Here is a 26,483-nt window from a genome sequence, read left to right on the forward strand (position 1 = left end):
GGATATTGCTTATGAATCCGGCCGAATTGGCTCAGTCAGCCCTTCCGGTTGCTGCCTCCGCCGACGTGTCGCTGATTGCGCTGTTCTGGCAGGCTCACTGGATCGTGAAAGCGGTGATGCTGGGACTTCTGTCCTGCTCGGTCTGGGTCTGGGCAATCGCCATCGACAAGATCTTTCTCTACGCGCGCACCCGCCGCTCGATGGACCGTTTCGAGCAGGCGTTCTGGTCGGGCGAGTCGATCGAGGAGCTCTATCGCACGCTGTCGGCAAAGCCGACGCATTCCATGGCAGCCTGCTTCGTGGCGGCGATGCGCGAGTGGAAGCGCTCGTTCGAGAGCCATGCCCGCTCGGTCGCAGGGCTTCAGATGCGCATCGACAAGGTGATGAACGTCTCGATCGCGCGCGAGGTCGAGCGGCTGGAGCGGCGCCTCTTGGTGCTGGCAACCGTCGGCTCTGCCGGCCCCTTCGTCGGCCTGTTCGGCACGGTCTGGGGCATCATGTCGAGCTTCCAGTCGATCGCGGCGTCGAAAAATACCTCCCTGGCGGTGGTCGCCCCCGGTATCGCCGAGGCGCTGTTTGCGACCGCGGTCGGCCTTATCGCCGCCATTCCTGCCACTATTTTCTACAATAAGTTCACCTCCGAGGTGAACCGGCAGGCCCAGCGGCTCGAGGGCTTCGCTGATGAATTTTCCGCCATCTTGTCCCGTCAGATCGACGAGCGAGGCTGACGGACGGCATGTATAGTGTGAAGGGCAATTTGGGCACGCGATCATGGCCATGAACGTTGCGAGTTCGTCCGGCGGCGGCGGGCGCCGCGGCCGGCGCAAGCCGGTCGTGGCCGAGATCAACGTCACGCCGATGGTCGACGTCATGCTGGTGCTGCTCATCATCTTCATGGTGTCGGCGCCGATGTTGACGGTCGGCGTGCCGCTCGACCTGCCCCAGACCCAGGCCAAGAGCCTCGAAAACAACGATCAGAAGCCGATCCAGATGTCGGTCGACATCAAGGGCAAGGTGTTCATCAACGATACCGAGATTGCGCTGAACGAGCTGATCCCGAAGCTGAAGGCGATCACCGATGCGCGCGGCGGGCTCGAGGAGCGCATCTATCTGCGCGCCGACAAGAAGGCGGATTACGGCACCGTCGCCAAGGTGATGGGCCAGCTCTCGGGCGCCGGATTCAAGAAGCTGGCCCTCGTCACGGAAGCGGATCAGGGGTCTTGAGGCCGTGAAGGTGAACGTCGACAAGACACTCGTTGCGTCGATTGCCCTGCATGTCCTCGTGCTGGGATGGGGGCTCGTCACCTTCAGCAGCAAGGCCTATGTCGCGCCGGAGGAGTCGCTTCCGGTCGACATCATCACCACCGACCAGCTCGCCAAGATGATGGCGGGGCAGAAAACCGGCAAGAAGGAAGAGCCGAAGCCCAAGGTCGAGAAGATCGCCGAAGCCAAGCCCGAGGAAGACGCCGTCGGCAAGGTCACCGAGAAGAAAGAGCTGATCAAGACCAATTCGCAGCCGGAGCCGCCGCCGAAACCCGTCGAGAAGCCGGTCGAGAAGAAGCCGGAGCCGCCCAAGCCCGTCGCCGAGGCCAAGCCGAAGGAAGAGCCGAAGCCGCAGGAGAAGAAGCCTGATCCGGCCAAGGAAGATCCGATCGCCGAGCTGCAGAAGAAGATGGAGACCAAGAAGCCGCCGCCGAAGCCCGTGGAGCAGAAGGTCGCGGCGGTGCAGCCGCAGCAGCAGCCGAAGCCCAAGGAGCGCACTTTCGATCCCGCGCAGATCCAGCGCGACCTCGACAAGCGCGCCGCGACCCGGCACGAGCTCGCCGGCTCGACGCTGAACGCGTCGGCATCGCTGGGAGCAGCAACCGGAACGGCCGCCAACAATGTTGCGACCTGGCGCGGTGCATTCCAGGGCGCCGTCAAGCGCTGCTTCACCCCCACCTATAACGGGCAGGATGCCGATCAGTACGAGGCCGACATCGACATCCCCATGAAGATCGACGGTTCGCTCGCCTCCGAGCCGATCGTCGTCGCAGTGCGTGGACCGTCGCGGTCGATTGCACAGGCCGTGGCGGAGAGCGCCAAGCGTGCCATCGTGCAGTGCCAGGTCTATTCCTTCATGCCGAAGCAGCAGTACGAGAGCTGGAAGCTCATTCCGATGACTTTCGGCCTGAAAGATATGTTGTGACATCCGAACAAAAGAATTTTGCGATGAATGACGTGAGCTCGATGAACCGCCGCCGCTTCATGACCCTGACCGGATCGACGCTCGCGATGCTCGGGAGTGGACGCGTCTTCGCTCAAGGGCAGGAGGGGCGCCTGCGCATCGATCCCACGGCATTCCAGCCGATCCCGATCGCGATCAGCAACTTCCTGCCCGGCTCGCCGTCCGACGGCGACGTCGGCAACGGCGTCACGCAGGTCATCACCAACAATCTGAAGCGCTCGGGCCTGTTCGCGCCGATCGACCAGGCCGCCTTCATCGAGCGCATCAGCAACATGGATGTCGCGCCGCAATTCCAGAACTGGAAGACCATCAACGCGCAGGCGCTCGTCACCGGCCGCATGACGCGGCAGCCCGACGGCCGCCTCAAGGCCGAATTCCGCCTGTGGGACGTCATCTCCGGCCAGCAGCTCACCGGCCAGCAATATTTCACCTCGCCGGAATATTGGCGCCGCATCGCCCACATCATCTCCGACCAGATCTACGAGCGCATGACCGGCGAGAAGGGCTATTTCGACAGCCGCGTCGTGTTCGTGGACGAGACCGGGCCGAAGGAGCGCCGCGTCAAGCGGCTCGCGATCATGGATCAGGACGGCGCCAATGTACGCTATCTGACCCGCGGCTCGGACCTCGTGCTGACGCCGCGCTTCTCGCCGAACTCGCAAGAGATCACCTACATGGAATTCGGCCAGGGCGATCCGAAGGTCTATCTCTACAACATCGAGACCGGCCAGCGCGAGATCGTCGGCAATTTCCCCGGCATGACCTTTGCGCCGCGCTTCTCGCCGGACGGCCAGCGCGTCATCATGAGCCTGCAGCAGGGCGGCAATTCCAACCTGTTCGTGATGGATCTGCGCTCGCGCTCGACCACGCGTCTCACCGACACGCCGGCGATCGACACCTCGCCGTCCTATTCGCCCGACGGCAGCCGCATCTGCTTCGAATCCGATCGCGGCGGCAGGTCGCAGATCTACGTGATGAGTGCGGGCGGCGGACAGGCGCAGCGCATCTCCTTCTCCAAGGACGACACCAACGCCAGCTATTCCACCCCGGTGTGGTCGCCGAAGGGCGATTACATCGCCTTCACCCGCCAGGGTGGCGGACAATTCGCGATCGGCGTCATGAAGCCGGACGGCTCGGGCGAGCGGCTGCTCACCTCCGGCTTCCACAACGAAGGCCCGACCTTCTCGCCGAACGGCCGCGTGCTGATGTTCTTCCGCGATCCCGGCGGCAACAGCGGGCCGTCGCTATACTCGGTCGACATCTCCGGCCGCAACGAATTGAAGGTGCCGACGCCGGGCTTTGCCTCGGACCCGGCATGGTCGCCGCTCTTGTCCTCGACGTCGGGCTGACAATATCGCAGCTTAAACATCGCTCGTTCAGACGCGCGATGTTTTCGAAAAAGCGCGCCGATTTTTCCGCGTTCTCTACCGAGGGCAACACTTCCTTCACCCTGTGCCCCGGCAAGACTTGCCTACCTGCTTGATATGTCAGCGGAAATAGCTTCGCTATTGCCGAAAAACAACCCGACTTTAACGATGTTCCCTCAGAAAGGCTTCACCTGAAGTGGGTAAAAGTACGCGGCAGAACAGGACGCGCGTACAAACACAATGCAGTTCGCAAGCCAGAGCGGAGAGCCTGACCCGGCCTCGCCGACCATTTCGGCGGCGCTGACCGATTCGCTGTTCGAAGCTCCGGGGACGGTGCTGACCGGCATTGTCTTCTCGGCGTTTTCGGCCTCGCTGACGGCGCTCAAGACCGGACAGATGCTGCTTTGGGGCTTTGTTCCGCTGCTCATTCTTGCGGGAGCTATCCGTGCCTTCGATCTCAGCCGGTACCAGGCCAAAAAATCGGTTCTGAGCGAGGAACAAGCGGCGCGTTGGCAGAGGCGCTACCAGATTGGCGCGCTCATTCAGGCTGCCGTGATTGGTCTCTGGTGTTCCACAACGCTGTTGAGCAATGAGGACGCCGTCGCTCACATGATTGCGCTCTCGGTGACCACCGGAATCGTGGCGGGAGGGGCTGGGAGGGCTTATGGACGACAATGGATATTTCGTCTGCAAGCCACTCTGATCTTCGGACCGGCCGTGATCGCGCTGGCGCTGCACCGCACGCCGTATTACGTCGCGATGTCCGTCGTGTGCGCCGCGTTCCTCCTTTCGGTCATGCGTCTGTCCGGCAATCTGCACAAGATATTCCTGCGCGCAGTGGTCGCACGCGAACGCGAGGCCGCGCTCGCCGGCCAGTTCGACACGGCGCTCAACAACATGCCGCACGGGCTCTGCATGTTTCGCATCGACGGTCAGCTCGCGGTGATGAATCACCGCTTCGCCGCCATGATGAACCTGCCAGACAATCTCGCCCAGAGCGGCACGACTGCGCGCGGCATCGTCGCCGCATGCGTCGAAGGGGGGGCGATTTCGGCTGCGAGCGGCGCGGCGATCATTGCCGATATCGAAAACGCGCATGCGAAAGAGATCATCACCGCCGACCCCGATCCGCAAAGGAACCGTTCGCTGTCATGGACCGTCCAGCCGATGGCTGACGGCGGTGCGGTGGTGCTGCTCGAGGACATTACGGAGCGGCGCACGGCGGAGGCCAGGATCAGCCATCTGGCTCGCTTCGACGATCTCACGGCGCTGCCGAACCGCGTCAGCTTCCGCGACGAGATCGAGCGACTGCTGGCGAGCGCGCACCATGGCGAGGGGCTCTCCGCACTGCTGTTCATCGATCTGGACCAGTTCAAGCAGGTCAACGACACGCTCGGCCATCCCTGCGGCGACCAGCTCCTGTGTGCGGTGGCCAACCGCCTGCGCGAGATGCTGCGTCCCGAAGACTTCGTCGCCCGCTTCGGCGGCGACGAGTTCGTCGTGTTCCAGCAGAACCTCGCTTCGCCGGAGGATGCAGCGGCGCTCGCCCGCCGCATCGTCGAGCGGCTGAGCGAGCGCTATCGCATCGACAATCACCTGGTCGAGATCGGCGCCAGCGTCGGCATCGCGCTGACCTCGCCGGATGGCACCAGCGCCGACACGCTGCTCAAGAACGCCGACATGGCGCTGTACCGTGCCAAGGCCGACGGCCGCGGCACCTTCTGCTTCTTCCGCGACGAGATGGCGGCGACCGTCGAGGCCCGCCGCATCCTCGAGCTCGACCTGCGCAAGGCGCTCGCCAACGAGGAGTTCGAGCTGTTCTATCAGCCGCTGGTCAATCTGAAGTCCGGCAAAATCACCACCTGCGAAGCGCTGCTGCGCTGGAATCATCCGGTGCGCGGCACGGTATCGCCGATCGACATCATCCCGGTCGCCGAGGACATGGGCCTGATCGTCGATCTCGGCCGCTGGATCCTGCGCCGCGCCTGCGTGGAATGCATGAAGTGGCCGGAAGGCGTCAGCGTCGCCGTCAACTTCTCGCCGCAGCAATTCCACCAGCGCGACGTCCTGAGTGAAATCCGCTATGCCCTCGAAGTGTCGGGACTGCCGGCGCATCGGCTCGAGATCGAGATCACCGAGTCCTCGCTGTTGCGTAACACCCAGCTGACGCACGACATCCTGTCGCAATTGCACGCGCTCGGCGTGCGCATCTCGCTGGACGATTTCGGCACCGGCTATTCCAGCCTCAGCTATTTGCACAACTTCCCCATGCAGAAGGTGAAGATCGACCGCTCCTTCCTGGAAGGCATCGACTCGGACCGTCCGCTGACGCTGCTGCGGGGTGTGGCGCGGCTATCCGCCGACCTCGGTATGTCGGTGGTGGTGGAAGGAATCGAATCCAACGAGCAACTCGAGCTCATCAACGCCGACGGGACAGTAACCGAAGCGCAAGGATACCTGTTCAGCCGGCCTGTCCCTGCCGTGCGCATTCGTCAGCTGCTCAATGCCTCTTACGGCGTTCGCGGCGGCAACGATCAGTCCCTCGCAGCTTCGGCGCGATCGATCGCCTGACCTTCCTTCCGACTTCACAAAGGTTCTTCTTGTCGGTGTTTCTACGGGGCGCAAAAGGTTAACCCTAACGTTTCTAACGCTTTGCAATTTCTTTAAGGAACTATTAACTTGTGCTCACTCGCAGAAGTTGCTTGCAGCGTAGGGGTTGTCGATGAAGTCCGGGGCCGAACCGCAAATGGCGCTTGTTCCACGCGGAGCCGCGCTGTTTGAGCGTATCGATTATCGGCTCATCGAAACGGAAGAGGACAAGGATCGCCTCCATCGGATGCGTTACCATGCCTATTTGCACGCCGGGCTGATTCCGCCGTCGGAATCCCAGCGGGTCACCGACCGTTTCGACGACGCGCCCAACGTCTGGAATTTCGGGGTCTACGTCGACAACGAGCTCTGCAGTGCCGTCCGCATTCACGTTCTGACATTCGAATGGCGGATGTCCTACACGACCGAAGTGTTCGGTGACGTGCTGCATCCCCGCCTGGACCGGGGCGAGGTCTTTGTAGACCCCTGTCGATTCGTCGCTGATCCGGAAATGCAGCAGCGGTTCCCCGAACTGCCTTATCTGACGGTGCGGCTTCCTTTCGTCGCCTGCGAGCACTTCAACGCCGATGTCGGACTCTCGATGGTGCGCATCGATCATCAGGCGTTCTACCGCCGCGTGTTCCTGTCCGAGACTCTCACCGAGCCGCGTTCATTTCCGGGCTGGCCGACGAAGAAAGCCGTCCTGATGGCCTCGGACTATCCCAGAGTCCGGGAAAAGATCCTCACGCGTTTCCCCATCATGCGATCGAGTGCGTTCGAGCGGCGGATGCTGTTCGAACGTAGCACCCCCCGGATTGCCCCATCGCGGCCGGTTCTCGTTGCCGGCGTGGCTGCGCCGGCCTGAACCCTTCAGTCCGTGAGCGGCTGCAGCCGCTCGGCCGCCGGGGTCGATCCTGCCGGAATGGTGTTTTGATCATCGACCGGCTTGCGTTCACCCTCGCGCCACATTTACAACCCATTAACCATGGCGTTTGCTTTTCGCTGGTTGGGGGCATTTGACCGGCTGTGGCAAGGTTCCGTCAAGGTTGACGGAACGTTCGCTTAACCAACCCCCTGTAGACCGGACAGCAGTGGACTAACGTGAGCGTGGAGGCTCCGGAATGAAACATCCTATGCGTATCCTCCAGGGATTGAAGCTGGCCGCGGTGCTCGCCGTCGCGTTGTCGATGGGCGCCTGCGCCAACAAGAATGCCGCGACGGATGCGATGGCCAATGCGGCGACGCCGGGCAGCCAGCAGGACTTCGTCGTCAACGTCGGCGACCGCGTGTTCTTCGAAAGCGACCAGACCGATCTGACCCCGCAGGCGATCGTGACCCTGGAGAAGCAGGCGCAGTGGCTCCAGACCTATCCGCGCTACTCCTTCACCATCGAAGGTCACGCCGACGAGCGCGGCACCCGCGAATACAACATCGCGCTCGGCGCCCGCCGTGCCCAGTCGGTGCGTTCGTTCCTCGCCTCGCGCGGCATCGACCCGAACCGCATGCGCACGATCTCCTACGGCAAGGAGCGGCCGGTCGCCGTCTGTAACGACATCTCCTGCTGGTCGCAGAACCGCCGCGCGGTGACCGTCTTGAACGCGAGCTCCTGACGATCAGTCAGGTCCGCAGCGGTCAGTCAGGTGCCGTTCAGCTTTGGAATTGGATGATGCCGGCGCCCTCACGGGGCGCCGGTTTCGTTTCAGCATTCTGTGACTGAAAACCCCTTGGTATCAGTCACATTTTTGGCGTACTCCACTTCAATCTGTGGCGCGTCGAGGGTTCCGTCGCAGGCCATTTCGCTTTCGTCGTCAGGGCAAGATGTCATCCAGATTTAAGGTTTTTACCGGCACCGTGGCCACCGCCGCGCTGCTCTCGTTGTGCTCGCCCGCACTTGCGCAATCGGGCTACGGACAGTCGGATGATGCCGACCCGGAGATGCGGATCGAGCGGCTGGAGAACCGGCTGCGCCAGCTCACCGGCCAGAACGAGGAGCTGCAATATCGCAACCGCCAGCTCGAAGAGCGGCTGCGGGCGCTCGAGGGCGGCGCGCAAGGCGCGCCCGGGCAGGCACCCAACGTCGCGGCGATGCCGCCCGCGCAGGTCGCACCGAGCCAGATTGCACCGGGGCAGGTGGCGCCCGGCTATCGCCAGCCGCCGCAACAGCAGGCCGTGCAGCCGAGCCAGGCCGCGCCGCCGAGCTATGAGCAGCCGCAGATCGCCGCGCCCGCGCCGATCGTCCAGGAGCAGCCGGCGCCCGGCGCGCCCGGCACGCGCCGCCGCGGCGATGCTTTCGACCCCAACCAGAATCCGAACGCGCCCGGTGCGCCGCGCGCACTCGGCGGCGGGCAGCAGCCGATGCCGGCGGTCACGCCTGGCGGCGGCCGCAATGCGGGCGAGCCGCTCGATCTCGCCAATACCAGCCCCCGCTACCAGCAAGGTGTGCCGCCAGCCGCGCAGCCCGGCTATCCGCCGGCACAATCGGGTTATCCCGCCCCGGCCGGTGGCGCTGCGTTGGCCACCCTGCCGCCCTCGGCGACGCCGCGCGACGAGTTCGACCTCGGCATCGGCTACATGCAGCGCAAGGACTACGCGCTGGCCGAGCAGACCATGAAGAACTTCACGCAGAAATTTCCGAGCGACCCGCTGGTCGGCGACGCCCAATACTGGCTCGGCGAGAGCTATTTCCAGCGCCAGCAATATCGCGATTCCGCCGAAGCCTTCCTCGCCGTCACCACCAAATACGAGAAATCGGCCAAGGCGCCGGATGCGCTGCTGCGGCTCGGCCAGTCGCTTGCCGCGCTGAAGGAGAAGGAGGCCGCCTGCGCCGCCTTCGGCGAGGTCGGCCGCAAATATCCGCGCGCCTCGGCGAGCGTCAAAGCCACCGTCGATCGCGAGCAGAAGCGGGTGAAGTGCTAGCGAGTGAGACTTGACTGGCTGACGGCGGTTCACCTCCCCCCGGCGGGCATCTCGTCCAGGCGCTGACAAAGCGGATGGCGTTGCGCTAAACACTCGGTCCATCCGCGGACGATTGCAGCGTCATGTCAGGCGACGACAATTCACCGATCTCGGCGCGCGAGGCGAAGCGGCTCTTCGCGGGCCTGAAAGATGCGCCGGCGCTGGTGCTCGCGGTCTCCGGCGGGCCCGATTCGGTTGCGCTGATGTGGCTCGCGGCCCGCTGGCAGCGCAGCCTTGCGCGAGGCCCGCAAATCACGGTCGTCACGATCGATCACGGCTTGCGCCGGGAAGCCGCCCGCGAAGCGCGCGAGGTCAAGCGGCTCGCCGCCGCGCTCGGATTGCCGCACCGGACCCTGCGCTGGCGCGGCGAAAAGCCGAAGACGGGCTTGCCTGCCGCCGCGCGCGAGGCCCGCTATCGCCTGCTCGCACAGGCCGCGCGTGCCGCCGGTGCGAGCCATGTGCTGACGGCCCACACCCGCGACGACCAGGCCGAGACCGTGTTGATGCGCCTGTTCCGCGGCAGCGGACTAGCCGGGCTCTCGGCCATGGCTCCTTTCATCGCGCGCGACGGAATCGTGCTGGCGCGTCCGTTTCTCGATGTTGCGAAATCGCAGCTGATCGCGACATTGCGGCGGGCGAAGATCGGCTTTGCCGAGGATCCCACCAACCGGGACACCGCCTTCACCCGGCCGCGGCTGCGCGCGCTGCTGCCGCTTCTCGCGACCGAGGGCGGCGATGCCAGAAATCTGGCGCGGCTCGCGGCAAGGCTGGCGCGGGCCAATGCGGCGGTCGAGGTGCTCGCCGACGGCGCCGAGCGCTTCCTCCGCTTGCGGGATCGCGGCGATGCGCCGCAGGCTGGCGTCCGGAGCTTCGAGGCCTCGGCCTTTGCCGCCCTGCCGGAGGAGGTGCGGCTGCGGCTGCTGCTGCGGGCCATCAACGCGCTCGGCCATGAAGGGCCGGCGGAACTCGGCAAGGTCGAAACCCTGATGTCCATGCTTGATCGGGCGATCGCCGGCCCCCGTGCAGCCACAAATGGCCGGCCGGTCCTGAAGCAGACCCTTGCGGGAGCCTTGATCAGCCTTGCCGGCGGGCGTATCCAGATTGCGCCGGCGCCGGCCCGGCGGCGCAAGGGCAATGAGCGCGTGAAAGAGGGCGGATCATGACACCGGTCAATTCGGGTCCGTGCCCGTCAGGCCACCTTAACCAGGCAGGAAAAACCCCGGTTTTGGCGCCATTATTTCAGCGGGAATCGCGGTAAGATGGGATAAATAGTCCCATCTCGTTCCCTTGGCAGCGACCGGGGCGGCACCTAAATTGTATGCGTCTAACGATGAGGATTCCTTGGGATTTCCTCGCATTGACGGAAAGTAACGACCCAAGGATCAGGGCCGCGATCCGCGCGACCACGAAGGAAGATCGATGAACGCCAATCTGCGCAATTTCGCCCTCTGGGTCATCATTGTTTTGCTGCTGTTGGCGTTGTTCACGCTCTTCCAGAATCCGGGTCAGCGGGCCTCCTCGCAGGACATCGCCTTCTCGCAGCTGCTGAGCGAGGTTGACCGCGGCAATGTGCGCGACGTCGTGATCCAGGGGCCGGACATCCACGGCACCTTCACCAACGGCTCCAGCTTCCAGACTTACGCGCCGAACGACCCGACGCTGGTAAAGCGCCTCTATGACAGCAAGGTGCAGATCACCGCGAAGCCGCCTGGCGACAACGTGCCGTGGTTCGTCTCGCTGCTGGTCTCCTGGCTGCCCTTCATCGCGCTGATCGGCGTCTGGATCTTCCTGTCGCGGCAGATGCAGGGCGGCGCCGGCAAGGCAATGGGCTTCGGCAAGTCGCGCGCGAAGATGCTGACGGAGGCCCATGGCCGCGTCACCTTCGAGGACGTCGCCGGCGTGGATGAGGCCAAGCAGGACCTGCAGGAGATCGTCGAATTCCTGCGCGACCCCGGCAAATTCCAGCGCCTCGGCGGCCGCATTCCGCGCGGCGTGCTGCTGGTCGGCCCTCCCGGCACCGGTAAGACCCTGATCGCGCGTGCGGTCGCGGGCGAGGCCAACGTGCCGTTCTTCACCATCTCCGGTTCTGACTTCGTCGAGATGTTCGTCGGCGTCGGCGCGAGCCGCGTCCGCGACATGTTCGAGCAGGCCAAGAAGAACGCGCCCTGCATCATCTTCATCGACGAAATCGACGCCGTCGGTCGTCACCGTGGCGCGGGCCTCGGCGGCGGCAATGACGAGCGCGAGCAGACGCTGAACCAGCTGCTGGTCGAGATGGACGGCTTCGAGGCCAACGAGGGCGTGATCCTGATCGCCGCCACCAACCGTCCCGACGTGCTCGATCCCGCGCTGCTGCGTCCGGGCCGCTTCGACCGTCAGGTCGTGGTGCCGAACCCCGACGTCGTCGGCCGCGAGCAGATCCTGAAGGTGCATGTTCGTAAAGTTCCGCTGGCGCCCGATATCAACCTCAAGACCATCGCGCGCGGCACGCCGGGCTTCTCCGGCGCCGATCTGATGAACCTTGTCAACGAAGCCGCTTTGACCGCCGCCCGCCGCAACAAGCGGATGGTGACGCAGGCCGAGTTCGAGGAGGCCAAGGACAAGGTGATGATGGGCGCCGAGCGCAAGTCGCTCGTCATGACCGAGGAAGAGAAGCTGCTGACGGCCTATCACGAGGGCGGCCACGCCATCGTCGGCCTCAACGTGCCCGCGACCGATCCGATCCACAAGGCGACCATCATCCCGCGCGGCCGTGCACTCGGCATGGTCATGCAGCTGCCCGAGCGCGACAAGCTGTCGATGTCGCTGGAGCAGATGACCTCGCGCCTTGCCATCATGATGGGCGGCCGCGTCGCCGAAGAGCTGATCTTCGGCCGCGAGAAGGTGACCTCGGGCGCGGCGTCCGACATCGAGCAGGCCACGCGCCTGGCCCGCATGATGGTGACGCGCTGGGGCCTGTCGGAGGAGCTCGGCACCGTCTCCTATGGCGAGAACCAGGACGAGGTCTTCCTCGGCATGTCGGTGTCGCGCACGCAGAACGCCTCCGAAGCCACCGTCCAGAAGATCGATTCCGAGATCAAGCGCTTGGTCGAGGAAGGCTACAAGGAAGCGACCCGCATCCTCACCGAGAAGCGCGCCGATCTCGAGACGCTGGCCAAGGGCCTGCTCGAGTTCGAGACGCTGACCGGCGATGAGATCGTCGACCTGCTCAAGGGCAAGAAGCCGAACCGCGAGTCCGTGCTCGAGCCGACCACCCCGCGCGCCTCCGCCGTGCCTCCGGCCGGCAAGCCGCGCCCGCGTCCCGATCCGGATCCCGGCCTCGAGCCGCAGCCGCAGGCGTAGTTCCAAGCGGCAGCTGAGATCGAAAAACGCGGCGGAAACGCCGCGTTTTTTGTTGAGTGGCCGTCCGCCGGGAAAGCCAAGCGCGCGCCGCTTGAAGCAGCAGAGGCATCGCTCCCCAAGGCGCGTTGGGGCAAATGCGCGAAAAGCCTAAACTAAGAAGAAGTTAACGCTTGCGGCCTAGCTTGGCCCGCCATGACTGATCAGGTCGTCTCCAGCGCGGTTCAACCGTTTTCGGCGCGTGCAGCGCTCCCTTGGGCTGTGGGGCTCGCCGTCTACGCTGTGTTGCTTGCCGTCGGCCCGAAGCTGCTCGGAGATCCCGACAGCTATTCTCACGTCGAGCTCGGGCGCTGGATCATGGCGCATCGGACCCTGCCGACGAGTGATTCATTTTCGTTTTCGAAGCATGGCGCGCCTTGGATCACGTTCGAATGGCTGTCGGAAGTCATCTACGCCGGAGCCTACGTCCTGTCCGGCTGGTCCGGCGTCGTCGTCGTCGCCGCAGCGGCGATCGCACTCGCCTTCGGTCTGCTCACGTTCTTCTTGCTGCGCGAGCTATCGCCGACCCGGGCGCTGGTCATGGTGATCGCGGCCGTCGTCCTGACGGCGCCGCACATGCTGGCGCGGCCACACGTGCTCGTGATGCCCATCATGGTGATCTGGGCGGCTGCCCTGGTGCGCTGCATGGATCATGGCAGGCCGCCACCACACTGGGCCCTGCCGCTGCTGGTCGTCTGGAACAATCTGCACGGCAGCGGAGTGCTGGCGCTTGGCTTGATCGGACCCGTGGTGCTCGAGGCGCTGCTGCGCGAGGAGCGAAGCAAATGGCCACGCGTGCTGCTGCGCTGGCTGCCATTCACACTGTTTGCAGTCGCCGCATCCTGCCTGACGCCGCATGGACCGGAACCCCTGCTGATGCCGATCACGACACTCGGCCTCGGTCCCGCGCTCGCCTGGATCGGGGAATGGCGGCCGCAGGATTTCAGCCACATCGGCGGTTTCGAGCTGCTGCTGCTCGGGAGCATCTTCGCGCTCTCGCGCGGCATCACGCTGCCGCTCGTGCGGACCCTGGTGGTGATCGGCTTGCTCCATTTCGCGCTGGCGCAAATGCGCAATGCGGATCTGCTTGCCGTGCTGGCGCCGCTCTACCTCGCGGCTCCGCTGGGCCGGAGGTTCGGTGGGCCGAGCGGGAGCGAGACCGACGGCCCCTCGCGCGGCTTGAACCTGGCGGCATTCGGCATCTTGGCCGCGATGAGCGGATTGGCTCTGGCGCGCGACATCCGGCCGGCGCCCCTCATCACCCCCGAGGCTGCCGTCGCCCGAGCCGACCTCGCCAAGGCGGGGCCGCTGCTCAACGATTATTCCTTCGGCGGCTATCTGGTCTTTGCCGGCATTCCCACCTTCATCGACGGCCGCGCGGAATTGTTCGGCGGACCGTTCATCGACCGCTACAATCGCGCCCTCGCGCTGATTGACCTCGGAGATTTTCTCAAGCTGCTCGACGACTACAAGATCAGCGCGACGCTGCTCGCACCGAGTGCGCCCGCGACAGCGATGCTTGACCGGTTGCCGGACTGGCAGCGCGTGTACAGCGATGACGTGGCGGTCGTCCACAAGCGCCGGGAGATGCACTAAGGCCAGCTCGGCAGCATCATCGAAGACGAGGTGTTGCCTCACGTCCGAGATGATTGCGGCGGATCACCCGTTGATTGCGTGCTTGGCGGGTGCGGCCGCCGCCTCGTTGCGATCGAAGCCGGCTCGCTTCTGGACCACGTACAATGGACGGCGTTTTACCTCGGCGTGAATGCGGCCGACGTAAAGGCCCACGATTCCCGTCATCAGCATGTTCATTCCGCACAACAGCGAGAGGAGGACGATCGTCGAGGACCAGCCGGTCACGAGGTGAGCGTCCTTGCTCAGCCACATCACGACGACCCAGCCGCCGTAGAGCAGTGCGAATGCCGAGACGGCCAATCCGCACCAGATGGCCAGCCGCAAGGGCAGATCGGAAAAGCCGAGCGCGGCGTTCACCGCGAGCCGGATCATCTTGAACAGGGGGTACTTGGTCTCGCCCGCGGCGCGTTCGAGACGATGGAAGGCGACCTCGGCCTGGCGGAAGCCGAGCCAGGCGATCATGCCGCGTACGAAGCGATCCTGCTCCGGCATCTGCCGAAGCGCGTCCAGCACCTTGCGATCGATCAGGCGGAAGTCACCGACATCGGCGGGGATGCCGACGGAGGACATCTTGCCGAGAAGCCGGTAGAACAGGTGTGCCGTCGCGCGCTTGAATGGGCTCTCGCCCTCGCGAGACAGGCGGCGGGCGTGGACGACGTCGTTGCCTTCCTGCCATTTTGCGATCAATTGCTCGATCACTTCGGGCGGATCCTGCAAATCGGCATCCATGACGATGATCGCGTCACCCTGAGCCGCGTCCATGCCGGCGGTGATGGCGACTTGATGGCCAAAATTCCGCGACAGGCCGATATAGCGAAAGCGGGCGTCGCGCACGGCGAGCGCCTGTAGCACGATCGAGCTGGAATCGCTGCTGCCGTCGTCGACGAAGATCGCCTCTGCCGGCCCGTCGAGCCGGGACAGCACGAAGTCGAGCCGGCGCAGCAATATCGGCAGTACGGCTTCCTCGTTGAACACGGGAATGACGAGGCTGTAGCGGATCGATCCGGAATTGGCCGCCATGCGAAGGAGTCCAGCTGGGTTGCAGGGGCGGAAGTCTATGGGCTGCTGGTTAAGGTCGCCTTTCTCAGGACTTGCGGCGAATCCTGTAGAGGACAAACCGATCCGAGGTCTCCACCAGCTCCAGCAGATCCGGCAGCGGATTTGCGGCCCGCGGACCCAGCACATAGAGGTAGTCGAAATCCAGGTACCAGGTGCGGACAAAGCGCGGCGAGTCCGCCGGCGGGCGGCCCGTTGCAATCGCGGTGAGCAGGCCTGAGGACGCCAGTCCGCCATCCGGAGTGGCAAGATGGCGCAGGGCCTCGACGGCCCGAACCGGCTGCTTGCCCGCTTCCGTGAAGAGATTGGGCACGAACGCGTTGGCATAGTGCACCGCCAGCGTTGGCGCATAATACATCGGATACGCGGCGAGGTCGGCGAAGGGCGGGTCGCCAGCTTCGTCGGCATTGCTGACGAGAACGCGCGAGCCGCGTTCGATCTTGCGGAACGACTCGATGATGGCCGCGTAGTCAGCGCGGTAGGGCAGCCATATTGTGAAGACAACGGCGAGATTGATCAGCGTGATGCCGCTGATGGCAGCGAGCGCAGCCATTCTCGACGTCCGGCTTGGGAGCGACAGCGAGCAGAACGCCGGCAGGATCAGAGCCGCCGCGGGGATCACGCGGAGGTCGGCAAACGAGGTCCCAAACAGCCTGGAGGGAATGGCCACGTACAGGAGCGCAAGACCGATCGCGAGCCAGATCCCGGCCGGCTCGAGCCTGAGAACGCCGCGCCTTGCGGCGAACAGCAGCGAGATCATCAGCGTCAGCCCGGTCACCGCCGCGGCCGTCAGATTGTAGCCGTTCATGATGCGGAGCAGCCAGACCGGCTTGAATGCAAGGAACCAATCGTTGCCTTGGCTTCCGATCGAGCCAGCCGTGACATGCATGATCGCAAGCAGCGCAAGCGCCGGCAGGGCCAGCGCACCAAGCCGTGCGACCGCCACGGGATAGGCGACCTGCCCTTGGCGGATGCGCGACAGTTCGAAAAGGCCGAGCGTTGCGCCGTAGATGCCGAGCGAAAAGAAATGCGCCACATAGAGCGCGGCGACGAAGATCAGATTGGAGGCGAAGCGCAGCGGCCAGGGGCCTTCGGCCAGCATCAGATAGACCGCGATGCCCCAGAGCGCGAGGCCGAGCCCGAACTCGAAATTCACGAACCCCCAGCTGAACGGCAGGCAATAGATGAAAGCGAGCGCGGCGAAGCCGGCGAGATGGATGCGTCCTTTCCTGACCCATTCGAGCAGCAGCGCACCTGTGACGATCAGGACTTGGCTCAGCAACAGGAACAGCCGCGTGGCGTTCTCGACGCTCATCAGCCGCGCCAGCTGCGGGACCAGCAGGTCCATTCCGAGGTTGGGATAGAAGGCCCAGGTCACCTCGTAATGCGGATTGGCACCCGGGGTGCCGCTCTGGCTCAGAATGTACATGCGGGCGAGGTGATTGGGATAATCGACCATCGCCGGAATGGGGGTCAGCAGCACCGGGAGAAACGAGACCGCCGCCAGCATCGCAAGAACGATGATCGCCACGGCTCGGTCCGGGTCGGGACGAGCCGGATCTGTCAGGGTCGGCTTGCTGGAAGGAACCATGTGATGAGATCGCTGAGGCCGAAGACGCGCGCTGGAGCAGGTCCTCACTTCGAAGGCGCCGCAATCGCGCCGTCTGCGGGCTCGCGTACATGGATCACGGCGATATCGTCCGCATAGATCCGCTTCCAGCCTTTGAGCTGGTCGAGGATCTGCGGTCCCGGCGCATCGGCGCCCAGCAGCGTCGCGTCGATCTTGTGCTCGTCCAGCAGGCGCGGCAGCAGCCCGGGCTTCTTGCCCTCGGTCGCCTTGAAGAAGTCCATGATGAACTTCTCGCCGTAGAGCTCGGCGCGGCCGTCGACGAACACAGGGATATCGCGAGAGATCAGATAGCCGCCGAACTGGTAGGCGTTGAAGACGCGCTGCACCTTGCGTTGCTCGAGCAGGTCGACCGCCGCAACCGGCGTCTGCGTCATGGTGAAGGTGAAGCGGTGGTGCCCCAAATAGAGCGAGGTCGAGGTCCAGCTTGCCGCCACGATCATCACCGCGCCGAGCGCTGTAATATAGCGGGCCGGCCAGCTTTCGGTACCGGCGGCCTCAGGCGCCGGCTGCGGGAACATCTCGCCGAGCGGCTTTGCCAGCACCAGCGGCACCAGGAATGCAAATGCCTCGATGCTCCTGACGTGGCTCAGCGCGCTCCAGGTCAGGAACAGGATCAGGAAGATCCGGGGCGCCGACAGCACCAGGCCGCGATAATAGCCGAATGCGATCAGGGCGAGCAGGGCGCCTTCGAACGGGGTGAAGGTGGCGAAGTTCGCCGGCATCCATTCGAGGATCAGCGTCAGCAGCTCGCCGAGGCTGAGGATGTTGGTCGCGCCCTGCAGCGTTCGCCAGCCATATGGCGTGCAGCAGCTCGCGATCAGCGCCCCGATTCCGAACAGCACCCAGCGCATGAACAGGGCGAGCCGCCGGCCCTTCTCGGCATGCTCGACCGCTTCGAGCGAGATCGGGCCGATCAGCGCGAGCCCGAGCACGAAACCGCCATGCAGGTTCGCCCAGAGCGCCATCAGCGGCAGCCAGGTCCAGGACGGCGCGCTCTTGCGGCTCGCGGCCGCCATCAGCAAGCCGGCCCACGCCACCATCACCGGCAGTGCCAGAATATGCGGGCGCGCCAGCACGTGATGGATCGACAGCAGCAGCGCCAGCATCGCGAACAGCACTGCGCGCGGGGCTTCGAGATGCGCCTCGAGCAGATGGACGAAGATTGCGACGGTGAGCGCGACGGCGGCCGCGGTGAGGATGACGGGACCTGCCCAGCCCCATTGCGCATGGGAGAAGGCGAACGCGACCTGCGACAGCCATGACGTCGAGATCCACGGCGCGCCCGTCCGCGTGAAGGAATAGAAGTCGATGGTGGGCATGGCACCGTGATCGAGGATCCATTGCCCGATCTTGATCTGCCAGAACGAGTCGGAATCCTGAAGCAGCGTGTCGCCGAGGAACAGGAAGAACAGATAGGCGCCGGCACCGACGCACAATGGCACCAGCGCGCGCGCGCGGCCCTGCACCGCGATGCTGTTGGCGAAGGAAAGGGACATGCCCGCCTCGTCGTCCTGGTTGCTCTTGCCGGTCCGGCCATGATCCGGACCTGGCGGGCTGCGTGCGCACCATCTCGTCGCGCTTCAGTCCGAGCGGGCGGCATTGGACCACGCCGGTCATAACTTCGGGTAAACCGGCCGCGCCAGGCCGGCGTCATATGTTTACAATTTAACGGATTGTTTCGAAGTTCGATTTACCATGGGCCAATACACGCAATCCGCCCAGTGTTTACGCAGTCGAATTAACTGCGACGCAATTCTTTGCCTCTACGTTCCGTTCCCATGGTCGGGCGGCGCTGGGAAGCCGAAGAGACCAGATCAGTTGTAGCCTCGTATACTCATTTGGAGCACTCCATGAAGAACCTCGTTGCGCGTTTCATGAAAGATGAATCCGGCGCCACCGCTATTGAATACGGCCTGATCGCTGCCGGCATCGCGCTGGCGATCATCACCGTCGTCAACAACCTCGGCACCACGCTGAACGCCAAGTTCACTTCGATCTCGACCAGCCTCAAGTAAGGCCGGACGACCAGCGGAAGTGCGAAGAGCCCCGTCATCGACGGGGCTCTTTTGCTTTGCGGTATCGGCGCGGGGGGGCGACGATCGGGCTTAAGCCTCCTTCAAGTCCCGGGGTGTATGGCTGGGCGGGTTTAGATCACTGTATCGCGTAAGGAAGCCGCATGGCCGAAGCTTCGTCCGCCCCGCCTGCCGTTGATCGCCACGGTGCGGTCCCTGCGATCCTCGTCAACATCTCCTTCGTGCTGGCGATCGTCACGCTGGCGTTTTTTCCGACGGCCTATCTCACCCATATCTGGATCTTTGACGCCGACGGACGCGGCATCCCCACGGACTTCGTCAACGTCTGGGCGGCCGGAAGACTGGCGCTCGATGGGCATCCCGCGCAGGCCTGGGATTGGGACATTCAGAAGCAGGTCGAGCTTGCGCTGCTCAAGCAGGATTTCGTCGGCCATTTCGCCTGGCACTATCCGCCGCCCTTCCTGTTCGTCGCGTCCTTCCTGGCGCAATTTCCCTATGCAATCGCCTTCATCGGCTGGGCCGCGTTCAGCATGGTGCCGTATCTTGCCGTGATGCGCGCGATCATCGGGCGCAATGCGGGCCTGGTGATCGCGATTGGATTTCCGGCCGCCTTCCTCAACATTCTGGTCGGGCAGAACGGCTTCCTCACGGCTTCGCTGATCGGCGGCACGCTCTATCTGTTGCCGGCACGGCCGGTGCTGGCCGGAATCTGTCTCGGCCTTCTCTGCTACAAGCCGCAATACGGGCTCTTGTTTCCGCTTGTCCTGCTCGCCGCCGCCCAATGGACGGTGGTGTTCACGGCCGCAATCGTCACCGTAGCGATCGCTGCAATGTCCTGGTTCGCCTTCGGCAGCGAAAGCTGGCAGGCGTTCTTCCACTGGATTCCGATGTTCTCGCAGGCCTTCCTGACCGAGGGCAGGGCGCCCTGGTTCAAGATGCAGAGCATCTTCGCGCTGGTGCGTTATGTCGGCGGCACCGAGCAGCTCGGATGGATCTTCCAGTGGGTGTTGACCGCGGCTGTGGCCGTCGTGCTGGTCGTGGTGTGGCGGAGCCGGCTGCCCCACGCCCTCAAGGCGGCGATGCTCGCGACGGCGACGCTGCTCACGACGCCCTATCTCTTCATGTACGATCTGGTGGTGCTGGGCATCGCGGTGGCCTTCCTCATCCGCGCCGGACTCGATGAAGGTTTCGCCCGCCACGAGGTGATGGCGCTGGCGCTCGTCTTCGCGCTGCTTGCGAGTTTCCTGTTTCTCGGGCAACCGGTCGGCTTCCCGGCGATCCTCATCGTGTTCGGGCTGATCCTCCGACGCTGCGCCGCCTGGCGGAGTGCCGAGGCCGCATCGGCGCAGCTCGCTCTCACGCGAACGAGCTGAGAAGCTCGACCAGGTTTGGGCTCCGGGTGAGACGCTGGGGCGGAATGGCTTTAGGTTGAATCGATGGCCGCGGCTCGTTCACCTCTCCCGCTTGCGGGAGAGGTCGGCGCGTTCCGGGCGATGCGTAGCATCGTCCCGCGCGCCGGGTGGGGGCTTTTTCCTCTTGGGGATTGTCCCATTGCGGGAGCACCCTCTCCCCAACCCTCTCCCGCAAGCGCAGACAAGAAGAGTTGCGCGGTCTTTCCTGCCGACGTGGATCATCCACGCTTGACTGCGGCCCAGTTTCGCTCCCGCCGAGCCGCTGCCTTTGTGGTATCACATAGTTCTTTGTATGGAGGGAGCGATGGCCGACCGAAAGGAAAGCAACACCGACGGGCCCGGCAAAGAGCCGCTCTATGACCGGACGTTGCTGCTGCACGGCCGCAAGCGCAACGAGGTGCTCACTTTAAGCGAGGTGCAGCGATACGGCACGGACAGTTTCTCCGATCCGGACTACATTCGCCTTTATGGCATGACGCCCACGCAATGGTACGCGCGCGGTGTACGATTGCTGGGCCGAACGGCTGTTGAATGCACGCGCGACCCCTTGGCCGATCTCATCGGCCGCGACATTGCGGCGGTGGCCGCCTCGCTCCCGCCGGAGACCAAGTTCTCGGTCATCGATCCCTTCTCAGGCTCGTGCAACACGCTTTACTGGATACTGCGTCACGTCCCTCATTCGCGAGGGATCGCATTCGAGTTCGATCCCAGCGTGTATCAACTCACCAGGCAAAACATTGCTGATCTCGATCGTCCGATCGAGCTCATACAGGGCGACTACACCTCGATCCTGGATAGGCTCGACCTGCCGGCGCACGACGCCCTGATCGTCTTCGTAGCGCCGCCATGGGGCACTGCGCTCGACGAAGTCGAGGGTCTTGATCTGCGGCGGACCGAACCGCCGATCACCGACATCATTGCGCGAATTGCTGACGCCTATGCCGGCCGCCACATGCTCTTTGCTATACAAGTATATGAGAAGGTGAACGTAGACTCGATGGCCGAGTTGAAATCCAAGGTGGACTGGTCGACGGCCAAGACCTATGACCTCAACGTGCCCGGGCGCAATCACGGCATATTGTTGGGCACCCGAGGTTGGCGGCCGTAGCCGCTATGAGACCGCTGCAGCCTGGTCGGTGCTTCCGCAGGGCACAGACGCGCAAACAGTTCCCACAGCCGCATGTCATCGGGCCAGCGATCGGCAGCGCCAACGCTGCTGCACCGGTAGTTCGCCAAATAGAGCCCTCGGGCCCATCTCGCGCATCGGACGCAAAACTCAGCAGCCGCGCAGGACAAGTGGCGTCATCTAGTCCTGGAGGGGGGCGAGGGTAAACTGGAAGACGGCGCCCCGCGGTTCATTCGCGGTGATCCACAACCGTCCGCCATGAGCCGCAATGATCGACCGACAGATGGTAAGCCCCATGCCTAGGCCGTTGGACTTGGTCGTGTAAAACGCGTCGAAAACACGTTCCGCACTCGTCGGCTCGAGCCCCGGGCCCGAATCCCGTACGGCGACGAGCACGCTGCCTGCAACGTCTCTTTCGGTACTGATCTGCAACTCCCGCTTGCCGTCCTCGAGGCTGTTCATGGCTTCCACGGCATTGAGGATCAGGTTAAGCAGCACTTGCTGCAGCTGAATGCGCTCACCTTCGATTTGCGGCAGGTCTTCAGCGAGTTGCATCTGTACCGAGATTCCATGCCTCACCGCCTCGCTCCGGACCATCGCGATGACGTCCAGAACGGCTGCGTTGACGTCGAGCCGACTTTTGGGCACCGGCGCCTTCCTGACCATATCGCGGATCCGGTGGACGATGTCGCCAGCTCGTTGGCAATCTGTGACGATGTGGTGGAGGGACTCGCGGCCTTTGTCCAGGTTTGGCGGGTCCGCGGCGAGCCAGTTCAAGGCGGCGTCGGCGTTACTAAGCACAGCCGAGATCGGCTGATTGATCTCATGGGCAATCGAGGCCGTCAGCTGCCCCATTGTGGCTACGCGACTGACATGAGCGAGCTCGACCTGTGTCTTTTGGCGCTCGACAATGCCTTTCTTGAAAACATTGACCGCGGCCGCCATTGCGCCGATTTCGTCGCGCCGTTCAATTCCGGGGACGTCGATGCTCGTGTCTCCGTTGGCAAGCGCCGCCATAGCCTCGGTCATGCGTGTGATCGGCCGCGCGATCGCGCGTGTGAGTATTATGCCCATCAACACTGCGATCATGAGCGAGGCTGCGGCGCCGATCACGGTTGCCGTGTATGCAGTAGCATATGCCGCGTTCTGTACGGCGTCACGGCTTGCCAACAGATCGCGCTCAACCTTCTCGATTTCGCTCGCCTTGGCGCGGATTGCGTCCATGGCAGCTTTGCCGGTCGCCCCCTCCAACGTGCGCGCCTGCTCCCGAGTCGTGGGATCCGCCATCAGCGCGATCTCCCGCTCGGCGGTCTCGACGCGCCACGTCATCGCCAGCTTGTTCAATTCATCTAGACGACTTTGCTGGTCCGGGTTATCCGAAGTCTGTTCTCTTAATTTTCGGATTGCCGCGCTGAAGTTGGCGCTGCCTCTGCGGTACGGGTCCAGGAATTTCTCGTCGCCGCTGATCAAATAGCCGCGCAGAACAGTTTGTTGATCCAGTGCTGCGGCCACTGCCGCCTCCAGCGTGTCCAACACGTCAGTGGTATGGACCCGCCGGTTTTTGGCCTCTTCGATCACGCTAAGTCTGTCGTAGACGATTGCGCCGCTCACGAATATGACCGCTACCACGGCGGCAAACGCCGCCATCAATTTGTGCAGAATCAGTAAACTCGAAAACTGGGGCACCTGACCCTCAAGGCCGAAGTCCGCGACCGACCAGACAGCTAGCTCGAGATTGCTCCCATGCGATGGCATTCGCAAGAATTGGTATGGGACCGTGACGGGGCAAAGCGGCGCAGCCTCCGGAGTGGAGCGCAGTCAGTGTCTCGTCGGGCAACGGGGAAATCTTGCCGTGGCGTCGGACACAACAGGGCGGTCATATCGACGCGACCTTCATGACATCCAATGTTCCGCGAAAGATCATCTCAAGTGCTACGTAGAGAATGACGGCCAGACCGACGTAAGCAATCCAGCGATGAGTCTCCAGAAGGCGGGCAATGAAGGAAGCGGCCATTCCCATCATCGCAATGGAAAGGCCCAAGCCGAAAATCAGGACCACTGGATGCTCCCGCGCAGCCCCTGCGACGGCCAGAACATTGTCGAGAGACATGGAAGCGTCGGCAACGATAATTTGCCAACTCGCTTGGATGAGTGTTTTACGAGGTTTGCTTTCTGGGATTGCTTCAATTGCCCCTTCCCTAACGGTGGGGCCCTTGGGGGACGTGCGCAACTCTCGCCACATTTTCCAGCATACCCACAATAGCAGGATCCCGCCAGCGAGCGGGAGGCCGACGATCTGCAGGATCTGCGTCGCTATCCCGGCTAACAGAAGGCGCAGTATCGTCGCGGCGACTATACCGATCAAAATCGCCTTGCTTCGTTGGGCCTGAGGAAGTCCTGCCGCGGCAAGGCCGATGACGATGGCATTATCGCCGGCGAGCACAAGGTCGATTAGAACGACCTGAAAGAGTACGCTAAGAAAATCCGTATTGAGAGATTCTAACACGGATCATGGTCCCCGATGCCAGGGAAATGGCAACTTCGAGCGATGGTCGCATACGTCCTTATGGATTGACCGATGCGCGTTACCATCCAAAACAGAGCGGCCAATTCAACTCTAGTCCGACGTCGCCGGCAATCCGGGCGCCAGGTGACGATCTTCCAAAGCGGCGTCCGAAGGTTGTCCGACCGGCCCCCCGAAAAGCATTGCGACTTGATCCGGTTCGCCGAAAATCGCTGCGGCGCAACACATCATGGTGAATGCACCTGCGATATCCCAGAGCGTTACATGTTCTGACGTTACATGTTCGGGCTTTGCCCAGGCCAAGAGCGCGGTGATCATCGCGTCTGAGAAAAATAGAAGACTGAGCGCTGGTAAGACGAGTTGGGAATCCAGCAGGAGTATCATAAAGAGGGCGGGAGTCGCGACCAGGATGCTCAACAACGCGAATAAGCAGAATGTGTCCCGCCAAGGCGCATTCCTGTTCCAACTTGCATGAGAGGCGATCATTGATCCTCCCGCACACGAGCGCTTTAGTAGGAGCCATCTACTCGTTGAGCTACCCGGTCTACTTGGGCGTTTTCCGCCTCTCAAACGAATGTTTTGTTGTCCTATGCCGCCGACCCTCAATCAAGGTAAGAACGCCAGCGGTCGTTACGGCAACAATGACCACGGCTGCCAGCCCCTCGAGGGAGGCCAAGGTCTCATACCACCTGTTCCAAAGCTCAATCATGTGCTGGCCTCTCTCGAGAGCGCACCCACGATCGACAGATTTCACCGCTTAAAAGACGACGCTTGCAGTCAGAAACACAATGCTACTGATGGTCGCGCGCGTTTTGGCCGCGCGGCAACATGACCACGATCCGTTTGGCACGCACGCGCATCGATCTTTCTACTGGAACGTGCCCGAACTCCGGCCGATCCGCCTGCTTGTTCCGCTGAGTGTGGACCCGCGCCTTCGCACGAGGGTCCGCGCGTGAGAACGCTGCTCAAAATTGCCCTCGTGGCGGTCTGCGCTGCAACCTTCACCGCAGTGCTCCTGGCCATCGTATTGGCTGGCGTCCTTGGGATGCAATGGAGCAGGACGTTGCAAATACTGAGCTCTGAGACGGGGCTGTATCTCTTGCCAACCATCATCTACTTCGAATTCTATTTCCTCACGAACGACCTGATGGCCCTATCTTTGCAAGAAGTACGAACTGGACTTCGGCCTGCGTTTCTCTGAGCTTCCATTTAACTTCGACCTCGACAACCTTGACACACCCATTCCGCTTAGGACGAAGCTCGTTCAGCTGTATCCTCTCACCATTCTGCTCGCTCTGCTTGGGTTGGTTGTCGCGCTGATGGCGCGGCAATAAGGTCGGTCCCTCAGGTCCGCAGCGGATCAAAAGGTGGCTTTGGCCAGTTGCATCGCCCTGTTCGGGCCACCATCAGGAAGCCGGATTCGCGGCGCTATGAGCTAGTGCCAGCCACAGGCCAGCAGCGGACGCAGCAGCTGCCGCATCATTCGATCACCTCGTCTGCGGTCGCGAGTAGCGCAGTCGGGATACTCAGGCCGAGTGCGTTGGCGGTCTTTAGATTGATCACCAGGCGGAAGCGTTCGGCCTGCTCGATCGGGAGTTCGGCGGCTTTCGCGCCTCGCAGGAGCTTTGCAACATAAGCGGCGGCCCGACGATTGAGGTCGACGAGATCAGCGCCATAAGCAAGAAGGCCTCCTTCGACCGCCTCTTCACGAAAATAGTACACCGCGGGAATTCGGTATTGTGCGGCGAGCTCGATGATCTCCCGCCGGTTGGTGCGCGCGATGGGGTCCGCAAGCACGAGCAGGCCCTGGACATGCTGCGACGCCATGGTCTGGAATCCCCGACCTATGTCCTCCACCGAGCGTTTCACCACCGGAAGAATCTCGAAGTGTCGTTCCGCGGCGGTTTTCTGAAACCCGGCCATCAACTCGGCATGATATCGGTTGTCTGGATCGAGCAGGACCGCAAAACGCGATGCTCGCGGCAGCAATTCCGCCAGGAGACCGAGATTCTTGCTGCTTCCCCCGACGGCGGTAAGTCCGGTGACGTTTCCGCCGGGCCGCGCGAAACTTGCGGCCAGCCCGACACCGACCGCGTCGGCGGTGGCAGTCACAATGGGGATCGTGCTGGTAAGCGCTTTGGCGGCAAGGGCCTCGGGCGTAGAGGGCGCTACGATCACCTCAACATCCAGAGCGACCAATTCGGCGGCAAACCTTGCCAGTTGCTTCGGATCGTTCCTCCAGAACCGGCGCTCGATGACGATGTTCTCGCCCTCGGCATACCCATGCTCGCGTAGCCCATGATCGAAGGCATCGATTCGTTCATGAGGGACCGACGCCAGAAGGCCGATTCGAGGCATCTTCTTCCTGGGCTGATCGGTGGGCTGCGCGACCGCCGCGATCGGCCAAGCTGCAGCCGAGCCCGCAACAGCCTTGATGAAATCACGGCGGCGCATCTAGCTGTCACCTTTTGCATCAAAACGTCGTTCAACTTAGCACGAACAGGCCATGCCGTCTGGACCCTCGCGCGTCACCTTCGGGTCAAACTGAGAA

22 protein-coding genes are annotated in these 26,483 nt (G+C 63.3%); 15 read left to right on the plus strand and 7 right to left on the minus strand.

The annotated features are described in order from the left end of the window. Positions 1-11 precede the first annotated feature (11 nt). The 11 genes from tolQ (at position 12) to N2604_RS09265 (ending at position 14,112) form a co-directional block, all read left to right on the plus strand. Positions 12-728 (plus strand): protein TolQ, encoded by a 717-nt coding sequence (tolQ, locus tag N2604_RS09215; protein WP_172784782.1) that lies wholly within the window; start codon positions 12-14, stop codon positions 726-728. 43 nt (positions 729-771) lie between these two features. Then, positions 772-1,224, plus strand: coding sequence for a protein TolR (gene tolR, locus N2604_RS09220; RefSeq protein ID WP_025034102.1), 453 nt, complete (start codon positions 772-774; stop codon positions 1,222-1,224). 4 nt (positions 1,225-1,228) lie between these two features. Beyond that, positions 1,229-2,188 (plus strand): protein TolA, encoded by a 960-nt coding sequence (locus N2604_RS09225; RefSeq protein ID WP_260374427.1) that lies wholly within the window; start codon positions 1,229-1,231, stop codon positions 2,186-2,188. 41 nt (positions 2,189-2,229) lie between these two features. Further along, positions 2,230-3,576 (plus strand): Tol-Pal system beta propeller repeat protein TolB, encoded by a 1,347-nt coding sequence (tolB, locus tag N2604_RS09230; RefSeq protein ID WP_409241726.1) that lies wholly within the window; start codon positions 2,230-2,232, stop codon positions 3,574-3,576. Between the two features lie 258 nt (positions 3,577-3,834). Then, complete coding sequence (locus N2604_RS09235) at positions 3,835-6,165, plus strand: bifunctional diguanylate cyclase/phosphodiesterase (protein WP_260374429.1); 2,331 nt, start codon at positions 3,835-3,837, stop codon at positions 6,163-6,165. A 151-nt stretch (positions 6,166-6,316) separates the two neighbouring features. Then, positions 6,317-7,048, plus strand: a complete 732-nt coding sequence (locus N2604_RS09240) for an N-acyl amino acid synthase FeeM domain-containing protein (RefSeq protein WP_260374430.1) — start codon at positions 6,317-6,319, stop codon at positions 7,046-7,048. A gap of 256 nt (positions 7,049-7,304) precedes the next feature. Beyond that, positions 7,305-7,793 (plus strand): peptidoglycan-associated lipoprotein Pal, encoded by a 489-nt coding sequence (pal, locus tag N2604_RS09245; RefSeq protein WP_018641585.1) that lies wholly within the window; start codon positions 7,305-7,307, stop codon positions 7,791-7,793. 208 nt (positions 7,794-8,001) lie between these two features. Further along, on the plus strand, positions 8,002-9,099 hold the full coding sequence (gene ybgF / locus N2604_RS09250; protein ID WP_260374431.1) for a tol-pal system protein YbgF: 1,098 nt from the start codon (positions 8,002-8,004) through the stop codon (positions 9,097-9,099). Between the two features lie 122 nt (positions 9,100-9,221). Then, positions 9,222-10,301 carry a tRNA lysidine(34) synthetase TilS gene (tilS, locus tag N2604_RS09255; protein ID WP_260374432.1) on the plus strand — a complete coding sequence of 360 codons (1,080 nt, stop codon included), beginning with the start codon at positions 9,222-9,224 and terminating at the stop codon, positions 10,299-10,301. Positions 10,302-10,557: 256 nt separating this feature from the next. After that, a complete protein-coding gene (gene ftsH, locus N2604_RS09260) occupies positions 10,558-12,480 on the plus strand; it encodes an ATP-dependent zinc metalloprotease FtsH (RefSeq protein ID WP_035998585.1) in 1,923 nt (640 codons plus the stop codon). 192 nt (positions 12,481-12,672) lie between these two features. Then, positions 12,673-14,112 (plus strand): hypothetical protein, encoded by a 1,440-nt coding sequence (locus N2604_RS09265; RefSeq protein ID WP_260374433.1) that lies wholly within the window; start codon positions 12,673-12,675, stop codon positions 14,110-14,112. A gap of 63 nt (positions 14,113-14,175) precedes the next feature. On the opposite strand, the gene N2604_RS09270 is transcribed toward N2604_RS09265, so the two are convergent. The 3 genes from N2604_RS09270 to N2604_RS09280 form a co-directional block, all read right to left on the minus strand. After that, entirely contained in the window at positions 14,176-15,171 is a 996-nt protein-coding gene (locus N2604_RS09270) for a glycosyltransferase family 2 protein (RefSeq protein ID WP_260374434.1), read from the minus strand. Positions 15,172-15,235: 64 nt separating this feature from the next. Next, on the minus strand, positions 15,236-16,798 hold the full coding sequence (locus N2604_RS09275; RefSeq protein WP_260374435.1) for a hypothetical protein: 1,563 nt from the start codon (positions 16,796-16,798) through the stop codon (positions 15,236-15,238). A gap of 44 nt (positions 16,799-16,842) precedes the next feature. Next, positions 16,843-18,333, minus strand: a complete 1,491-nt coding sequence (locus N2604_RS09280; RefSeq protein ID WP_260374436.1) for a hypothetical protein — start codon at positions 18,331-18,333, stop codon at positions 16,843-16,845. Positions 18,334-18,687: 354 nt separating this feature from the next. On the opposite strand from N2604_RS09280, the gene N2604_RS09285 reads away from it, so the two are divergent. From N2604_RS09285 to N2604_RS09295, 3 genes are all read left to right on the plus strand, one after another. Next, a complete protein-coding gene (locus N2604_RS09285) occupies positions 18,688-18,852 on the plus strand; it encodes a Flp family type IVb pilin (protein ID WP_172784770.1) in 165 nt (54 codons plus the stop codon). Between the two features lie 161 nt (positions 18,853-19,013). Further along, the gene (locus N2604_RS09290; RefSeq protein ID WP_260374437.1) at positions 19,014-20,243 is read left to right on the plus strand and encodes a glycosyltransferase family 87 protein; all 1,230 of its coding nucleotides are present in this window, start codon (positions 19,014-19,016) and stop codon (positions 20,241-20,243) included. A gap of 343 nt (positions 20,244-20,586) precedes the next feature. Further along, positions 20,587-21,390, plus strand: coding sequence for an RsmD family RNA methyltransferase (locus N2604_RS09295; protein WP_260374438.1), 804 nt, complete (start codon positions 20,587-20,589; stop codon positions 21,388-21,390). 198 nt (positions 21,391-21,588) lie between these two features. On the opposite strand, the gene N2604_RS09300 is transcribed toward N2604_RS09295, so the two are convergent. From N2604_RS09300 to N2604_RS09310, 3 genes are all read right to left on the minus strand, one after another. Next, positions 21,589-23,094, minus strand: coding sequence for a CHASE3 domain-containing protein (locus N2604_RS09300; protein WP_260374439.1), 1,506 nt, complete (start codon positions 23,092-23,094; stop codon positions 21,589-21,591). Positions 23,095-23,284: 190 nt separating this feature from the next. Continuing rightward, complete coding sequence (locus tag N2604_RS09305; RefSeq protein WP_260374440.1) at positions 23,285-23,914, minus strand: TerC family protein; 630 nt, start codon at positions 23,912-23,914, stop codon at positions 23,285-23,287. A gap of 111 nt (positions 23,915-24,025) precedes the next feature. After that, entirely contained in the window at positions 24,026-24,418 is a 393-nt protein-coding gene (locus N2604_RS09310) for a hypothetical protein (protein WP_260374441.1), read from the minus strand. A 466-nt stretch (positions 24,419-24,884) separates the two neighbouring features. Between N2604_RS09310 and N2604_RS09315 the strand changes: the two genes are divergently transcribed. Further along, a complete protein-coding gene (locus N2604_RS09315; RefSeq protein ID WP_260374442.1) occupies positions 24,885-25,133 on the plus strand; it encodes a hypothetical protein in 249 nt (82 codons plus the stop codon). A gap of 278 nt (positions 25,134-25,411) precedes the next feature. On the opposite strand, the gene N2604_RS09320 is transcribed toward N2604_RS09315, so the two are convergent. Continuing rightward, positions 25,412-26,386, minus strand: coding sequence for an ABC transporter substrate-binding protein (locus N2604_RS09320; protein ID WP_260374443.1), 975 nt, complete (start codon positions 26,384-26,386; stop codon positions 25,412-25,414). Positions 26,387-26,483: the final 97 nt, after the last annotated feature.

It is taken from the genome of Bradyrhizobium sp. CB1015 (genome assembly GCF_025200925.1).
In the GTDB taxonomy this organism is placed as follows: Bacteria; Pseudomonadota; Alphaproteobacteria; order Rhizobiales; family Xanthobacteraceae; genus Bradyrhizobium.

Bases quoted from the DNA above. Each gene is read 5' to 3' on its own strand.
- tolQ (WP_172784782.1), top strand. From the start codon at position 12: ATGAATCCGGCCGAATTGGCTCAGTCAGCCCTTCCGGTTGCTGCCTCC.
- tolR (WP_025034102.1), top strand. From the start codon at position 772: ATGGCCATGAACGTTGCGAGTTCGTCCGGCGGCGGCGGGCGCCGCGGC.
- tolB (WP_409241726.1), top strand. From the start codon at position 2,230: ATGAACCGCCGCCGCTTCATGACCCTGACCGGATCGACGCTCGCGATG.
- N2604_RS09235 (WP_260374429.1), top strand. From the start codon at position 3,835: ATGCAGTTCGCAAGCCAGAGCGGAGAGCCTGACCCGGCCTCGCCGACC.
- N2604_RS09240 (WP_260374430.1), top strand. From the start codon at position 6,317: ATGAAGTCCGGGGCCGAACCGCAAATGGCGCTTGTTCCACGCGGAGCC.
- pal (WP_018641585.1), top strand. From the start codon at position 7,305: ATGAAACATCCTATGCGTATCCTCCAGGGATTGAAGCTGGCCGCGGTG.
- ybgF (WP_260374431.1), top strand. From the start codon at position 8,002: ATGTCATCCAGATTTAAGGTTTTTACCGGCACCGTGGCCACCGCCGCG.
- tilS (WP_260374432.1), top strand. From the start codon at position 9,222: ATGTCAGGCGACGACAATTCACCGATCTCGGCGCGCGAGGCGAAGCGG.
- ftsH (WP_035998585.1), top strand. From the start codon at position 10,558: ATGAACGCCAATCTGCGCAATTTCGCCCTCTGGGTCATCATTGTTTTG.
- N2604_RS09265 (WP_260374433.1), top strand. From the start codon at position 12,673: ATGACTGATCAGGTCGTCTCCAGCGCGGTTCAACCGTTTTCGGCGCGT.
- N2604_RS09270 (WP_260374434.1), bottom strand. From the start codon at position 15,171: ATGGCGGCCAATTCCGGATCGATCCGCTACAGCCTCGTCATTCCCGTG.
- N2604_RS09275 (WP_260374435.1), bottom strand. From the start codon at position 16,798: ATGGTTCCTTCCAGCAAGCCGACCCTGACAGATCCGGCTCGTCCCGAC.
- N2604_RS09280 (WP_260374436.1), bottom strand. From the start codon at position 18,333: ATGTCCCTTTCCTTCGCCAACAGCATCGCGGTGCAGGGCCGCGCGCGC.
- N2604_RS09285 (WP_172784770.1), top strand. From the start codon at position 18,688: ATGAAGAACCTCGTTGCGCGTTTCATGAAAGATGAATCCGGCGCCACC.
- N2604_RS09290 (WP_260374437.1), top strand. From the start codon at position 19,014: ATGGCCGAAGCTTCGTCCGCCCCGCCTGCCGTTGATCGCCACGGTGCG.
- N2604_RS09295 (WP_260374438.1), top strand. From the start codon at position 20,587: ATGGCCGACCGAAAGGAAAGCAACACCGACGGGCCCGGCAAAGAGCCG.
- N2604_RS09310 (WP_260374441.1), bottom strand. From the start codon at position 24,418: ATGATCGCCTCTCATGCAAGTTGGAACAGGAATGCGCCTTGGCGGGAC.
- N2604_RS09320 (WP_260374443.1), bottom strand. From the start codon at position 26,386: ATGCGCCGCCGTGATTTCATCAAGGCTGTTGCGGGCTCGGCTGCAGCT.